The following is a 17,850-nucleotide window of genomic DNA, read 5'->3' on the forward strand; positions in this document are numbered from 1 at the left end:
TAAAAACAAAATAGTGTTTTTAAAACAAAGTGATAATAGAGCTAAGATATTCTGGCAATATCGATTAAGTAATAGAAAGACTTGTATAAGTCTTTCTATTACAGGGTTATTTTACTTTTTGTTAACCAAGAACTAACTAAAATAAATGTTAAACTTTGTTTAAAGTATCAGCGACCAACTGGAGATCCTCTGGTGTCCTAATCCAGTCGTTGTGACTTTGTTGAAGCTGACGAATGGTGATATTGCTGTCGGCGATCACTTCACCAATTAAGTTGTCAGGTGTTAGGCAGTAGTAGTTGATGATTTCATTCACCATCAGCTGCTGCTGGGTCATATCCGCATTAGTTTCCACGGGCTTTCCTGCTTTAAATAAAGTGATATTTGCTGAGCAACGTAGCGGCGCATTGTTGATATAGTCATAGTTGATTTTATCTGGCCGGATGCTGCTCCACTGTGGGTGCTGCGCAAACACATTGTCATTTACGTGTCGATAGTTGAAGCAGGGGTCGACAAACACCAAATCAGAGACTTCGTCGCCGTGCTTTTCAAGTAATTTAGCGACTTCTACCGCCAAAGTGGCTCCGAAACTCCAGCCAAATAATCGATAAGGTCCAGATGGTTGTACCTGCTTTAAATGACGGTGGTATTGCTGTGCCAAATTAGCAAAGTGATAAAAGTGGTATGCAAAGCTGTCTTCTTGGACTTGTTGAGCTGCATAGATGTTGTTGAAGCATAATAATTTTTGTTCACTTATCGGTCCAAGAGATTGCAGGTAGCTTTCAGCACCACCGCCTCCAGGAGGGAATAAACACCAGCCCGAGCCTTGAGCCGCAGGATTTACAATAACTGCAGGCTCAATATCCGAGAGTGTTTGGACACCACCAGAGTTTGCTGCTTGACAAGCAATATCGATGACTGCATTTAGTGCATCAACAAAGTTTGCTTTAAAGTGGTCGGTTACAGTTTTACCGAGTTTACTGGCAAAAGTGATGTTCAGCGCCTGTTGTCTAATTTCAGCGTTGACACTTAGTATCATATCATCATGATTATTCTGCGCACTGGCGACACCGGATGGCTCACCCAGCATTTGTAGTGTTTGTGCTGTGGTTTTGGCTTTACTGTCTAGTTGACCTAAATAGTTAAAGCTGATCTTGGGCAATTCATCAAAGTTAAGCAGACCACGTCTGGCAAGCTCTCCAAATCCTAACCCTTTGTCTGGAATATGACGCAATGTTTCTTTGCAATTAACGATAAGCGACGCTAAATCTTCATCATAGTTCAGTGCCACCGGGAAGAGGCTTGTGAACCAGCCGACGGTGCGAGAAGTATCAATGTCATCCTGCAAATGCTCGCGACCATGGCCTTCCAGGGTCAGGTGACAGCGAGAGACTTGCAGGGTTTCGCACCAGGCTTTGCTAAATGCACTCATCAAGAGATCGTTTATTTCTGTATTAAAGCCGCTCGGTGCTTCACGGAGCAGCTTTTCTGTGAGCTCTGGTTCTAAGCTAAGTGTGCTGCGTTCCAATTTATGGACAGCATCAAGCGTAGGAGCGTCTTGGGTAATGCTTTGCCAGTACTCCACTTGTGGCTCAAATGGGTGTGCTGCGAGCAGCTCGGCCCACTGTCTGTAGCTACTGGTTTTAGCTGACGGTGTTGCACCTTCAAGTAAACGAGTTAGATCTTCAATCAACACCCGCCAAGAAACGCCGTCAACGACTAAGTGATGAATAACAATAGCCAACCTGTCGATGCCATCTTGATTGTTGTAGAGATAAACAGGTTGCCACAACGCTCCTTGATGCAGTGAAAAGCTGCTGTGTACATCGGTAAGCTGGGTTTGTAGTGCATCAAATGTTAGCGTATTAGCGTCCCACTTCAATAGCTTAGGTACCGGGCATTGCTTGCTGTCTCGGTATCGTTGTGACCAAGAAGTACCATCGCATTCATAAGTTGCTCGAAGCATATCATGCTGCTGATGAAGCTGTGTTAGTGCGGCTTCTAAGTTTGCTAAGCTAACTTTGTTATCTAAACCAAGCATCACCGACTGGTTGAAGTGACTTTTATCCTCATAGTGTGAAGATAAGAACCATTCTTGTACGGCAAGGAGTGGGATATTACCTTCAAGCTCGCCTTGTTCTGCGTTAATTTCAACCTGTACTGAAGACTGTTCGATAAAAGCAGCAAGTTGCTTTATGGTAGGTTGCTCAAAAATGTCTTTGGTGCTGATGGCGTATCCTTCGCGTTTCAGCGCTGACATTAATTGGATACTTAAAATGGAATCACCACCGATATGGAAGAAGTTATCTTCGATACCAATGTCTGCTACTCCAATAATATGCTGCCAAATTTTACAAAGCTGAAGTTCGAGTACAGTGCTAGGTTCTACTCGCGTATCTTGCTGTGTAAAGACAGGCTCTGGCAGTGCTCTGCTGTCGATTTTACCATTGATGGTTACTGGCAATTCAGGGACAGTCATAAAGGCACTTGGTAACATATAGCTAGGAAGAACCTGCGCAAGAGCTTCACGAAGTGGTCGTTCATTAAACTCTGCTTTTTGGGCAGGCACTAAGTAAGCAACGATACGTTTAATCCCTTCGTGTTCAACAGCGCGTACGGTAGCGTCCTTGATATCTGCTTGCTGTTTAATGGCAGTTTCAATCTCACCCAGTTCAATGCGATAACCGCGGATCTTAACTTGGAAGTCGTCTCGACCAACATATTCAAGCAAACCATCGGCGCGCCACTTCACTAAGTCGCCGGTTTTATACATTTTTTGCCAACCCTGTTGTCGCTGCCACTCGGTCGCATAGGGGTTAATTATAAATGCTTGCTCGCTTAGATCGGGGCGATTCAAGTAGCGCCGTGCCATACCAGCACCACCAATATAGAGTTCGCCAATGATCCCTGCTGGCAGCAGTTTTCCAGCAGGAGAAAGCACATAGGCAGACTTGTTCGCTAAAGCATGTCCAATTGGTGCTGTGTTATCACTGAGGCTATTTAAACGACAGACGGTCGCATAAACGGTGGTTTCTGTTGGACCATAAGCATGAAATAACGTTAAGTCAGGTGCTTGTTGTCGGACTAATTTCACCATCTCTACATCAACGGCTTCACCACCAAAGTTGATTTGTTTCAATGCGGAGTTAGCAAACAAACCTTCTTTTGCAAAGCGGTTGAATAGAGCCGTGGTAATAAACAAGCTGTCGATATTCGCTGTATTGATATAGGCGTTTAGCTTGCTTGGGTCTAGTACTGTGTCTTTTTCGGCTAGATGTATTGCACCGCAGTTTGTCAACGTGACAAAACAGTCAAAGATAAACGCATCAAATGTCATGCTGGATAGACTCAACACATTATTCAGCTTATCAGCGTCGATGAATGACGTATCCGTTGCGTAGTTGAGTAGTGCTTGATGCGGTATTTCTACTCCCTTAGGATTCCCGGTTGTGCCAGATGTATAAATGATATACGCCAAATCCTGGGGGCTAATGATCGAGGGGTCTAGTGGTGTCTGAGAGCTTCCGCTAAGTGATTGATCACTATATAAGCGACGCAGTGCACCAACGCAGCTTTGCTCAACGGCATCAACCAAACCAGTTTGTGTCACCAGTAATTTCGCACCACAATCACGACTGATAAACTCGATTCGAGATTCAGGAAAATCTGGTGATAATGGCACATAACAGCCGCCGGCTTTCAATATCGCCAAAATCGCGATGATAGAATCAGCGGTTTTGTGTTGGAATAATAAAACAGGGAAGTCGTCTTGAACGTTTTCGCCCATCACCTGCTGCTTTTGCTCAAGTATCTCAGCGGCGAGCTGATTAGCTTGCAGGTTAAGTTGTTGATAAGTTAAATGAAGATCTCCATCAACAACCGCTACCTGTGTTGGTGATAGCGTGGCATGTTGTTCAAACAGCTGAACCACGTTTTGATGCTCACTGAGTGGAGTTTGCGTGTTATTCCAGTGTTCTAAAATTTGCACTTTTTGAGCTGCGGTGATCACTTCTAGTTGCTCATGCATCACCATGGGGTCATGTGCCACTTGTGATAGTAGCAGACTTAACTGTTGCTTTAAGACATCAGCACGCTCTGCATCAAGCAAGCTGGCATCATACATCAACGATAATGACAGGCCATTCTGTTCTCTGGCAATTAAAGCAAGCGGATATTCTACTTGTTCAGGTGCAGCGTCAAACTGCCAACGCGCTTTGTTCTGCTCGGCATGTTGGTCGTCTAAATCGGGGTAGTTTTCAAATACCACTAAGCTTTGGAATAAGCGACCTGATGACTTTTGCAGTGAAGCCAAAGAAATATTGGAATGAGTATTTAAATCTAAAATGCCAGATTGGATCTTCTGCAATTGTTCTACAATCGTGGCTTTTTCAGGCCAATCTAAATAAAGCGGCAAGGTATTGATGTAAGCCCCAACGCTTTGCTCAATACCTTCAACGGGTAAGTCTCGTCCCGCAATAGTGGTGCCAACCAACGTAAATTCATCACGGGTATAGATCTGCAACAACTTATGCCATACAAACTGCACCGCAGCATTGAGGGTAATGGAATGATGCTGGCATTGCTGGCGAAGTGTGGTTAGCAACGCTTCATCTAAGGTCCAATCCAAATGTGCTGGCTGCTGATTATTTTGCAGTGCTTGTAGGTCAGTGTGCGTGCTAAGCAATGCATTAATGTCGTTAGCACTGCTTAAGTCACTCATATGGTGCTGCCAAAACGCTTCCGTTGCACCTTGGTTATCACGCAGATACTCTGCGCTATCTAAATACGCTGTATCTTCGAATACCTGAGGTGTGACACCACCAGCGAGTTGCGCGTAATATTGGTGAACGGTCTGCATTACGAGCGGGCCACTCCAACCATCACAAATACTGTGATGCTCGGTTTTGATCAGGTGGAAATGTTGTTCAGCACGTTTGATTAACACCAATGAATAAAGCCCAGGGCGTGCAAAATTAAATGGTGTATTTAGTGACTGTAATGCTAGCGCATCAATTTGCTGCTGTTGCTCGTTACGATGTAAATTGCTGAGGTCAATAAACTGAAAGTTGTGCTCATCGACAGTCGCGTGCTTAACGATAAGTTGCAACATCCGCTCTTCTACATCAAATGCACAGCGCATCGCAGGGTACTTTTCCGATGTTTTCGCCCAAGCTTGTTGATACAGCTCAGGGTCAATCACATCAAAATATTGCATTTGCGACTGCACTCGATAGGCCGTGTCTTCAGGCATATTTAGTTGATGGAATACAAACCCTTGCTGCAAGTTAGTCGCAGGATAAACCGCTTGTAAATCATAGCGATTTTGCAGCTCAGTGAGGTGAGTGAAGCTTACTCCCTGGAGCTTAAAGTCGCTCGGTGTGTGTTTCGCACCGTCATTGAACACCTTTTGACAGTGAGTCAGTACCGCATTTAGGCTGGCTTTAAACTGCTTTTCAAATAGCGCAAACGTATCATCATCCAGTTTGCTGGTGCAGTTGAGTGTTAGTGTTTCATTGACGATGGCAGCATTAATGTCTAGAACGTAATTTCCTTGGTTTTCAGGACTTACTGCTTGACCTGTTTTTGCCTCTACGAGGTGGAAATCAGGCATGTTCGTTGGGTTACTCGGGGCTCCTGCTATCACGCCCACGTAGTTGAACGCGACATTAGGTAGATGGCCTTTGATTTTTTTATCAAAGAACAATTTGCCAAAGGCAACGCCATTATCAGGTAACTGGCGTATCGACTCTTTGGCGTCAACAATCGCATGCTCAACGCTTTGCCCTGCATTCAGTGCCAATGGGTAGAATGAAGTAAACCAACCAACGGTACGTGAGACGTCAATATGCTCGTCGATGGCTTCACGACCATGACCCTCCAGCGCGATCACGTGGTTATTGTCTCCACTAAGATGGGCCAAAGTGAGCGATAAGGCAGCTAACAGTAGATCTCTCGGCTCGGTATGATAACCCTTGTTTGCGTCGCTCAGTAACGCGTCGGTATAGTGTGCATCCAGCACAATACGCTGTGGTTTTGCTACTTGTGAAGCAATCAGAGATGGCTGGTTTTTATCCAGTGTTCGTTGCCAATATTGTTGCTGCTGGTGGGCTTGCTGAGCGTAACTGGTGAGGCTCGAGACCCATTGACGGTAACTGGAGGTCTTGTTACCCAGCGACTTTCCTACATATAGGCTATTGAGGTCTTCAATCAAGATACGCCACGACACAAAATCCATAATCAAGTGATGGAAAGCCAAAATAAGATGGTCTTTGTGGGCCATCGCATGCTTGATCCTCACCGCTTGCCAAAGAGGCCCATTTTGCAGCTCAAAACTGGCCTGTACTTGAGTGAGTTTGGTCTCAATGTGTTTTTCAGACACGGCTTCAGCATCCAGTGTGAGCACCGGGGCCATGGTATTTTGTTCGCTGTAGGTTTGCACAAATCCTGCGGTCTGCGGTTTAAAGCGAACTCGCAACATATCGTGTTGTTGTGCCAGTTGGTTTAGTAACTCAGTAAGCTGTTCGTCAGACAGCGAGTTTGGCATTGCAACCGCAAAGGTTTGTGCAAAGTGTTGTGGCTTTGCGAATTGATGTGAGAAGAACCACTGCTGAATAGGCAGCAAATCAAAATCGCCAGTTAACGTGCCTTGCTCGGCGTCTATTGCTACTTGTTTGCCAGCGTTTGCAGTGATCAGTCTTGCCAGTCGAGCAGGGGTTGGCGCTGCAAAGATTTCTTTTGCCTGAACCCGAATTTCGGCTTCTCTTAAGCGAGATACTAGCTGAATGCTGACAATTGAATCTCCGCCAATCTGGAAAAAGTTATCTTCAATGCCGACTTGCTCTAGTCCAAGCACTTGTTGCCATACTTCACATAGTGTGGCTTCTAGTTCAGTGCGTGGTGCGATATATTGATTTTCCGCCGTCAGCGTTGGCTCTGGTAATGCTTTACGGTCAAGCTTACCATTACCTGTTAATGGGATCTGGTCAACCACAGTGAAGCTGCTTGGCACCATATATTCTGGTAACTCGCTAGCTAAAGTCAATTTACAATCGGTGATAGAAAACGCTTCGTTTGGTTCCGTGACAATGTAGGCAGCAAGTGCCTTGCCATTGGTTTGCTCGATATCAATTACGACGGCTTGTTTGACTCCTGGTTGAGCACTCAGTGCTGCGGCAATTTCGCCAAGTTCAACGCGATAGCCGCGAATTTTTACTTGTTCATCATTACGGCCAAGATAGATCAAGTCGCCATTATCTAACCAACGTGCCAGATCCCCGGTTTTATATAAAGTAGCATGGGCTGGGTGCTGGCTAAACGGGTTGGCAATAAAGCGTTCTTGATTGAGTTCTTCACGGTTGAGATAGCCTTGTGCTATTCCTGGACCTGAAATATATAATTCTCCCGGGGCTCCGACAGGCATAGGTTGAAGGCTTCCACTTAGAATATGCAAATTCACGTTGGGATAAGCGCGGCCAATGCCTTGATGCGCTCTTGGGTAGGCCTTAGCCAGCATTGCACCTACAGTGGCTTCGGTTGGTCCATATTCATCGTATATGGCATCAACATGGGGGGCCAGCGCAGCGATAGCTTGCTCTGTGAGTGCCTCACCGCCAAGCATCAACGCTTGTACATGGCATTTACTACCCGGCAATAATGACACCGCCAAACTTGGTGTGGTTTTAACAAAGCCCACCTGTTGTTGCTGTAAATGAGATTGGAATGCGGCTGCGTCAAGGATATCGCCTTCATAGACACAGATAGTTTCACCAGCTAGCAATGGACATAGTGTGGTTGTGACCGATAAGTCAAAGCAATAGTTAGAAGAAAAGTCGATATTGCGGTACTGCTCACCCAGATTGCTGGTCAGTGCGTGCAAATAATACAACACATTATGTTGCGACAGCATCACGCCTTTTGGTTGTCCTGTAGTACCTGAGGTGTAAATGATGTACGCCAGTCTTTGTAGTTCATGGGGGCGAACTGGGTTTTGGACTTTGTCAGCTAACGCTGTCATATCAACACTTAACGCGGTCGCCTTGACTAATAACGGTGATAGAGCTGCTAGGTGCTGCTGTTGAGTCAATACCAGCTTGGTGTCGGTGTCAGTAAGAATAAACTCAACTCGGCTGGTTGGGTAATCTGGTGAAACAGGAACATACGCGCCGCCAGCTTTTAAAATTGCCAATATGGCGATAAGCATTTCGGGGCCGCGCGAGAAATACAACGCAATCGGCGTGTTCGCCGGTAGTAAACCCTGCTCAGCGTTTGGGTGCGCCGCAACAATTGCTTCGGCGAGGGCGTTGGCTTTTTGGTTGAGCTCAGCATAACTCAACTCTTTACCCGTATTTGTTCTAAGCGCTAAAGCGTCAGGCTTTATTGCAGCGTGTTGTTCTACCAAACACGCTAAATCATACTCAGTATTGAAAGTGTGTTGGTTGTCATGCCACTGAGCAAGTTGTTGCTTGGCTTGCTCATCGAGTAAGTTCAGCGATTTTATGGATTGCTGAGGGTTTGCAATCATCTGGTCGAGTATGAGTTCAAAGCGTTTCGCGAGCGTTGCTATCCATTCACTTGGATACAAGGCTGTAGCATAGTTAATGTCACCACGAATGCTGTGCTCACCATTTTGTAGCAGTAAGCTGATATCAAATTTAGCGACTTTATGCAGTGATTTAACTTGGCTTTCTTCCAGCGGGGTAAACAACTGTTGTGTGCTGTCGTCGCTGTTATTTTTAAAGTGCTCTAGCGCAAACATCATTTGAAACAACGGATGACGAGATGGGTCGCGATCTAGCTTTAACGCATCGACCAGTTTATCAAACGGTAAGTCTTGGTGTTCCTTAGCGGCCAACAAGGTGTGGTGTACTTGTTCAATTACTTGGGTAAATGACAAAGCTGCTGCCAAGTCAATTTTAAGCGCTAAGCTATTGACCAAAAAGCCAATCAAATTTTGTGTTTGAGATAAATGACGGTTATCTGACGGGGTGCCAATGATCAGCTTAGACTGGCCACTGCTTGCCTGCAGAGTGAGTGCCCATGCACTTAGCATGACCACGTAAAGACTGGTTTGTTGTTGTTTGGCAATGTCTTTTAATGCTGTGCTACGAGCTGCTCCTAAATCAATATGATAATCAGCACCTTGGTACTGAAACTGTGCAGGACGAGGCAAAGGCGAATACAGCTCCAACTGTTCTACGCCTTGTAGTTGATTGGTCCAGTAATCCAATAATTGCTCAAGCTTTTCGCCAGCAATGTATTTACGTTGCCATTTTGCATAGTCTTTGTATTGTAGATCAAGCGGTTGTAATTCAGGGGTTTTACCAGCGGCCAACATAAAGTACGCTTGATGTAATTCACGCATAAAGATTTCAGCAGACCAACCATCAAAGGCAATGTGGTGCCACAAAAACAACACGTATGTGTCACTACCTAGCTGCCATGCAAAGGTTTTGAACATGGCATCTTTTTCTAAGTTAAACGGGACTTGGATCACGGCTTTAACCGCGTCATTTAGCTCTGCTAAAGAGTTGATAGGCGCTGTTTTTAGCGCGATTTCAGCTTTGATCACTTGTTGGTAATCGTTGCCGTTATCATCACGTAGGTAAACACTGCGCAGTACCTCATGGCGTGATAACACCGTATTAATTGCCGTGCTTAGTAACGTCAAATCAACATGTTGAGATAGCTTCACCAAAAACGGAATATGGTATGCGCTGGTACCGCCTTCAAGGCGCTCAATAAATAATAAGCGCTCTTGTGAAAATGACAGCGGATGGCGATTCAGTTCAGGCAAGTCGTTGAACGCCTGTTTAGAAAATACCGCTTTAGCCTCGAGATAATCCATCAATTGCGTTTTGTTGCTCTTTAATTTGCCGATCAGCGTTGCATCTGGCGCTGTCGCGCCAAATGACAACTCTAATCCACCATCTTGTAACCAGATCGAGAGGTTGTGATCTTTCAATTCAGCCAGCAATGACAACATGGTTAAATCCTTAAGCTGTTAGTTTGTTGTTCTTGTGATTGGACTTCGGCTTTAATGTCCACTTCGTCGTTTAGCGAATCTACATTGGCAACGATGGCCGCAATATTGGTGTGCTCAAACAACGCTGCAATTGGAATGTTTAAATCCAGCGCCTTGTTACAGGCATTCATGAGGCGTATTGCAGAGATTGAATCACCACCAATACGGAAGAAGTTATCTTCAATGCCAACTTGTTCTATGCCAAGAATTTGCTGCCAAACCTCACACAAGGTGCGTTCCATATCGTTACGCGGTGCAACATATTGACTTTGTGCTTCAAGCGCTGGTGCCGGTAATGCGGCACGGTTGAGTTTGCCATTACCAGTCAGAGGGATTTGCTCCAAGAAAGTAAAGCTGCTGGGCACCATGTATTCAGGAAGTTGTTCTTCCAATGCTGCTCTTAACTCATTCACTGACGGCGTATTACCTGAGTCTGTAACAAGATAAGCCGCAAGGGCTTTACCACCTTGCTGTTTAACATCAACGACCACTGCTTGTTTGATGTTGGGCAGGGCATTTAATGCCGCCGCAATCTCACCCAGTTCGACACGGTAACCTCGGATTTTAACCTGTTCATCGTTACGGCCAAGGTAGACCAAATCACCACTTTCTAACCAGCGAACTAAATCGCCAGTTTTGTAAAGCTTGGCATGGGCCGGATCTTGATTAAACGGGTTGGCAATAAAGCGCTCTTGATTGAGCTCATCACGGTTTAAGTAACCAGCGGCAACCCCTGCACCTGAAATATACAGCTCACCGGGCGCCCCAATGGGTAACGGCTTTAACGCGTCGTTGAGCACATGTAAGTTGACATTCGGATAGGCACGACCGATACCTTGGTGCACCCTTGGATAAGCCTGAGCCAACATTGCGCCAACGGTGGCCTCTGTCGGACCATATTCATCGAAAATGGCATCAACGTGTGGTGCTAACGTTGCAATGGCTTGCTTCGTCAGAGCTTCGCCGCCTAACAGCAAGGCTGGAACATGACATGGGCTATCCGGTAATAAGGATACCGCAAGGCTTGGTGTGGTTTTGACAAAACCAACTTGCTGTTGCTGCAGGTGTGTTTGATACGCTTTGGCATCCAGAATATCGCCTTCAAACACACATACTGTTTGTCCGGCTAGCAGTGGGCATAAAGTGGTCGTAACTGACAAGTCAAAGCAATAGTTAGACGAGAAGTCGATGTTACGGTAATGTTCACCCAGTTTGCTAGTAATAGCGTGCAAGTAGTACAACACATTGTGTTGTGACAGCATTACGCCCTTAGGTTGTCCCGTGGTTCCCGAGGTATAGATGATGTAAGCCAATCTCGACAAGTCGTGCGGGCGAGTTGGATTTTTCTCCACAAGGTCTAACTCCTGAGCGTCAACCCACAGATCCTCCGCTTGTCCCATCACCGGTTGTAACTGGTTGAGGAATTGTGCTTGCGTTAACACTAACTTGGTGCCCGTATCAGACAAAATAAACTCGACACGGCTGCTTGGATAATCAGGTGACACAGGAACATAAGCGCCGCCAGCTTTGATAATCGCAAGCATTGAAATCAGCATTTCTGCTCCGCGAGACAAGTACATCGCGATGGGGGTATTCGCGGGTAACAGACCACTGTTTGCCTCTGGATGCGTATCAACTATTAGCTCCGCCAGCGCATTGGCTTTTTGGTTTAGCTCGCGGTAGGTTAGGGTTAAGCCGGAACTGGTTTTAACAGCAACTGCATCGGGTAGAAGCTCAGCATGTTGTTCAACCAAACTGGCGACATCTTGCTCGGTACTAAATGGTTCTGCATTGTCGTGCCAGGCTTTCAGTGTTGAGTGCATCTCAGGAGTCACCAAACTAATGGCGTGATGATTTTGCGTTAAACAATGTGGTAGTTGGGCTAGCACCGATTGTACTTGCGCTAGAATAAACTCAGCGCGTGCGGAGGTGAGCCATTCTGGGTTGTAGTGCATCACGAATTCTAGCGTATCGCCTTCACTTTGTGCCACCACCGACAGCGGATAGTCACCTTTCTCGATAGATTCGCGGAATTTCCAAGCGCCGGTGTTTTCAGGCGTAGGGTAGTTCTCAAACACAAATAACGTATGGAATAAACGCTGTCCATCACGTTGTAGCTTGGACAGGCTGATATCACTGTAGCTATTTAAATCAGCCACGCCTTTTTGAATCGATTTAAGGATTTCAGCGCAGGGTAAATCGGACTGCCAATTAACAACCAGTGGTAAGGTATTAATAAACAAGCCAACCGCCTGTTCTATGCCCGTGACTGGAATTTCACGACCAGATACGGTACTTCCCACTATGGTTTGCTCGTCTCCACTGAAGGTTTGTAGCAGTTTATGCCACGCAAACTGTAGTGCGACGTTCAAAGTGACACCCGCTTGCTGACATGTGCGCTGTAGTTTATTGAATTCTGCACCCGTTAAGGTAAAGCGCGCGCTGCTAACTTCGCTCAGGGTTTTCATTTGTGACAAGTCAAGCGAGGTATCAAGTAAGGAACTGATGTCGTTAGCGGTGCCAAACTGTTGTTGTTGCTGTTGCCAAAACGCCTGTGTTTTGTGTGCATTAGCTTGGTAGAATCGCTGTGCATCAATATACGTAGACTGAGCTTCTACTACGGGTGTTTGACCCGCACATAGCTGTTGATAATACTGTCCAACGGCTTGCAGCATCAAAGGACCACTCCAACCATCGTTAATGGTGTGGTGCTCCGTTTTTATCATGGTATACAAAGATTCACTGCGTTTAATAAGCATAAAGCGGATCAGGCCTGGCCTAGTCAAATCAAAGGCTTTTAATCGGTCTTTTGCTTGTAACTCAGCGATAGACGTTTCTTGCTCTGCATGACTTAATGCTGATAAGTCCTCGATAACGAAATTATCAGCACCAATGCTGGCTTCACGGCTGACGACTTGCAGCATAGTTTCTTGCCAGTCAAATGCGGTACGCAGTATTGGGAAGCGAACTGACGCCAATCGCCACGCTTCGATAAATTGTTCAACTTGTAAGTCTTGCTCAATATCCATCACTAACTGGACGCGGTAGGCATCGTCATCAGGGAAGTTAATCGCATGAGAAACAAAACCTTGTTGCAAACTATTCGCTGGGCATAGGGTTTCAATTTGATACTGTTGTTGAAGTTGCTGATAGTGCGCAAAAGACACATCCTGCAGACCAAAATCGCTCGGTGTTTGCATGGGGGTTGTATTTGCTAATTCGCACATCGCATCAATGACTTGTTCTAACGCAACTTTGAAATGCTCGGTGAATGCCAGAGACTGATGCTGGTCAAAACGAGACACGACGTTAAAGCTCAGCTCAGCGCCGCGAATTGCCCCGTTGATGTTCAGTAGCAGTGATGTGTCGGCTTTGGCATTGGCCTCGGTCATCACGTATCCAGCTTGACTATCGTCTAACAGCCAATCACTCGCTTGTTGCTGGCTTTGGTTTAGTTGGCCCAAGTAGTTAAAGCTAACTTGTGGCGTGATTGCATCAATCAATCCTGCTTGGCAGAATGCGCCGTAACCCACACCTTTGTCTGGTAATTGGCGTAGCATTTCTTTGGTGTTAGCCACCAAGGTAGTTATATCTTCGTCAGTTTCTAATTTGACTGGGTACATGCTGGTAAACCAGCCCAGCGTATTGGATACATCTAAGTCATCAGCAATGGCTTCGCGACCATGTCCTTCAAGCTGAATATGGTTTACAGTGTTCGCGAAGGTCTTACTTAGCGCCAGACCAAGCGCCGATAGCAATAAGTCATTAATATCGGTATTCAGTCCTTGGTTCGCTTCTCTTAACAGCCGTGTTGTGGTTTGTGGGTCAAGAGCAACCTGATATTGGTGGTATTCGTCAGTGCCTTCGAATGCTGAGTAACCTTGCTGTACTTGTTGCCAATACTGACGTTGTTGCGGGTTGGCTTGAGGGTATGTCGCAATTGCATCAACCCACTGACGGTAACTGGTTAACTTGTCTCCCAGCTCGTTACCTTGTAACAGAGTTTGCAAGTCTTGATTGAACAAGCGCCATGACACCACGTCAATCAGTGCATGGTGACAGGCAAAAAATAGCTGGTTAGGTTGTTCCTGTTCGCATAGCCACGCTGCGCACCAAAGCGGTCCGTTATACAAATCAAACCGACTTTGCAGCTCGGTGAGTTGCATAAAGCGCTGCTCTTTGGATAACTCACTCATATCCATCAGCGGCAATTCAAAGTCGCTGACGTGTGGATGATAGCACTGCTGCACGCCTTGTTCTGTTTGTACAAACTGACAACGCAACATATCGTGATGCTCTGCTAGCTTGTGAAGCGCGTCTTTAACGCGCTCAGGCGTAATATTGGCAGGTAAGTTAATGGTAAACGCTTGGTTCCAGTGTTGTGGATGAGGCAGTTGTTGGTCAAAGAACCATTGTTGAATAGGGAGTAACGTAAAGTTACCTGACAACAACCCTTGCTCTGCTTGGATGGTGACTTGGTTGTCTAACTCAAAGGTGATCAAGTGAGCTTGTGCCTTAATAGTCGGAGCACTGATCACATCTTTGACTTGCAAGTTAAAGCCTGCTTTTCTAAGCGTAGAAACCAGTTGAATACTGACTATCGAATCACCACCAATTTTGAAGAAGTCATCATTCACCCCAACACTTTCTAAACCCAAAACTTGTTGCCAAATACCACAAAGCTGTTGTTCTAGCTCAGAACCTGCCGCCTGGAAGTTGCTGCTGGTATTGATAGTTGGTTTGGGTAATTTACGTTGATCCAGCTTACCGTTGTTATTGACGGGTAGGGCGTTGAGCTGCTCAAAATAGCTGGGGATCATGTAGGTTGGCAGGTCTTCGGCCAATTGTGCTTTAATGGCTTCAACATTAATATCGCCTTGTTGCGGTACCACATAAGCCACCAACTGCTTGTTTCCAGCTTGCTCGTATACTGTCACTGCGGCTTGCTTAATAGCCGCAAGCTCGTTTAGTTGCGCTTCGATTTCTGATAACTCAATTCTGAAGCCACGGATCTTAACTTGGTGGTCGTTACGGCCTAAAAACTCCAGTTGACCGGTTTCAGACCAGCGGGCTAAATCACCAGTTTTATATAACTTAGTTTGTCCGACGCGTTGCTGCTGCTCAGTGACAAACGGGTTATCTATAAAGCGCGCTGCGGTCATCTCTGGTTTGTTGAGATACTCAAGAGCCAGCCCCGGACCTGCAATATAAATCTCTCCAGCAACGCCTTGTGCAACGGGGTTTAACTGAGTGTCGAGTAGCAGAATATGACGATGATTAATTGCGGTACCGATAGGCACAGGCGGCTGGATCTGCTCGGCATTATAGAAAGTTGCAAACGTGGTACTTTCTGTTGGACCGTAGGCGTTTATCAGTATGTTTGGACGCTGGTGTCTGGCCAGCACTTCACGTGCAATTGCCGGTGTCATTGCTTCACCCCCGGTGATCACACAACGCAGGCCATCGTAAATGTCGTTACGTTGCATAAACAATGAGTCAAACAAGGTACGGGTGATCCAAAGGACGGTAATATTTTGGGTTTTAATTAATGACGAAAGGGCGTCAGGATCGGCACCTACTTCACTGGGTGCAACCACCAATTTGGCGCCGCTCAGAAGTGCAGCCCAAATTTCAAAGGTCGCGGCATCAAAGTTTGGATTGGAGAGGTGAATAAACACATCCTGTTCGCCACAGTCAATCATATCGGTGTTTTGTACCAGCGAGACCACACCTTGATGCGGCACTACGACCCCTTTTGGTTCACCCGTCGTGCCCGAGGTATAGATGACATACGCTTCAGAAAGTACGCTCACTGAGCTGTCTATGACATGGCTGCTATTTTCAAGCTCAAGAGTATCAAGTGCAGCGATATTGGCGGAAAAGTTTGCTTCAGCTAACAGGCTTTCAATGCGAGGTAACAAGGCAGACTCAGTTAAAATCAAGCTGGTTTGCGTGTCATCCAGCATGTATTGAATACGTGAATCCGGATACTCTGGATTAAGTGGTACATAGGCGCAGCCCGCTTGCAAAATGGCTAGCTTGGCAATCACCATATCAATTGAACGGGAGCAGAATAAGCCCACGAATCGTGGTGACGCGTTTACTTTTATATGTTGATCAATGTATTGCGCCAATTGCAGTGCTTTGTCTGCAAGCTCGGTATAAGTTAGTGAGCATTCACCTTCGACAAGTGCGATGCTGTTTGGTGTGCGTTGAACTTGCTCAGCAAAAAGTTGATGGATGGTTTTGCTATGATAATCAGCTTGCTCATCAACGTTTGCAATAAGGCGTTGCTGGTCTTGTTCTGTGACTAATGAAATTGCTTGGTGGTTTTGCTGTGGATCAGCAATGATGGCTTGCAATATCATTTGCACCTGTTCAAGTAAGCGCTGTGCTTTTGACTGAACTAAAGTCGTTTGGCAGTAGCTGAGCTTTAATAGCAGTACATTTTGTTGCTCAACAACGCTAATGGTCAGTGGATAGTCTACCTTTTCGACCATTTTGTTAAACGACCATTGCAGCACATCTTGGCCCGCGGGTGTTGGGTAGTTTTCAAATACAAATAAGCTATTAAAAAGTCTAGAGTTTGGCTCTTGCAGCTGAGAAAGCGCGATACTGCTGTGACCATTCATTTGCGCAATTTTGTCTTTGAGGGTTTGCAACTGTTCGGCAACACTGGCATCCGCATGCCAATCAAGCGCCAGTGGTAGGGTGTTTATGTACAGTCCGACACTGGCATGAATACCATCGACCGGCAACTCTCGGCCTGAAACTGTTGTACCTACCAACGTTTGTTGATCTTGACAGTAGACTTGTAGCACTTTATGCCATGCAAACTGCATCAACACGTTCATGGTCCAGCCGTGTTGTTGTGAGAAGGCTTTTAAGTCTTGATACAGTGTGTCTTTTAATACCAGTTGGCATTCACCAGCTTGCTTTATCTCGGTAGAACCAGATAAGTCTATATTTTTAGTTAATAAGCGATTAACGTCGTTAGGCTCGCCAAAGTTGGCTTTTTCTTGCTGCCAGTAACTTTCACTTTTCGATTGTTCTTTTTTGTACAGTGCTTGCGCATCAAGATAGGCGGTTTCTTCTTCCACAATTACCGGTATACCATCTTGTAGCTGCGCATAGTTTTGATGCACGGTTTGTAGCATCACCGGAAAACTCCAGCCGTCACTGATGCTGTGGTGCTCAGTTTTGATTAACGTGTAATGCTCCGCACTGCGCTTGATGAGATAGAAACGCATTAAGCCGGGTTTGGCTAAGTCAAATGGTTGCAATCTGTCTTCAGCCAACAAGGCTTGCAGTTGTTGCTCTTGTGAAACTGCATCATCGGCACTGAAATCTAAACAAGTGAAGTGTTGCTCAGTGAAGCCTGCACCACCTTTGATTACTTGAATGATTTCGTCATCCCAGTTAAAGGCTAAACGTAAAGCAGGGTATCGGACAGACGCCAAAATCCAGGCCTTTTTATATAAATCTAAGTCTAACGATTGTTGATAGTCGATGACCAACTGTACTCGATAAGCGTCATCATTAGGTTGTGCTAGATGATGATATACAAAGCCTTTTTGCATTGCTGTAGCTGGGTAAATAGCGCGAATATTATTCGCTTGTTCTTGCTCTTTTTTCAGCGCGGTATTGAAGTCCTGCTCTGACACAATTCCAGCTTTATTTAAGTACGCCAGCAGTTGGTTCTTATTGTCTTTGAGCCAGCTTATCCACTGCTGGCTGAGTCCTGTATCACCATGCGCAATTTTAAGCTTGTCGCCATTTGCCCAAATCGCGATGTTATCGTTTGCTAGTGTTTGGCATAAATTCAACATGGT

General features: G+C 45.8%; 2 protein-coding genes. Both read right to left on the reverse strand.

Annotation, left to right across the window (positions count from 1 at the left end):
• Positions 1-148: 148 nt before the first annotated feature.
• Entirely contained in the window at positions 149-9,979 is a 9,831-nt protein-coding gene (locus ACSLBF_RS05195; protein ID WP_440055540.1) for an amino acid adenylation domain-containing protein, read from the reverse strand.
• Between the two features lie 2 nt (positions 9,980-9,981).
• Complete coding sequence (locus ACSLBF_RS05200) at positions 9,982-17,847, reverse strand: amino acid adenylation domain-containing protein (protein WP_440055541.1); 7,866 nt, start codon at positions 17,845-17,847, stop codon at positions 9,982-9,984.
• Positions 17,848-17,850 lie beyond the last annotated feature (3 nt).

This window comes from Pseudoalteromonas sp. T1lg65 (assembly GCF_051930985.1).
Lineage (GTDB): Bacteria > Pseudomonadota > Gammaproteobacteria > Enterobacterales > Alteromonadaceae > Pseudoalteromonas.

Bases quoted from the DNA above. Each gene is read 5' to 3' on its own strand.
- ACSLBF_RS05200 (WP_440055541.1), bottom strand. From the start codon at position 17,847: ATGTTGAATTTATGCCAAACACTAGCAAACGATAACATCGCGATTTGG.
- ACSLBF_RS05195 (WP_440055540.1), bottom strand. From the start codon at position 9,979: ATGTTGTCATTGCTGGCTGAATTGAAAGATCACAACCTCTCGATCTGG.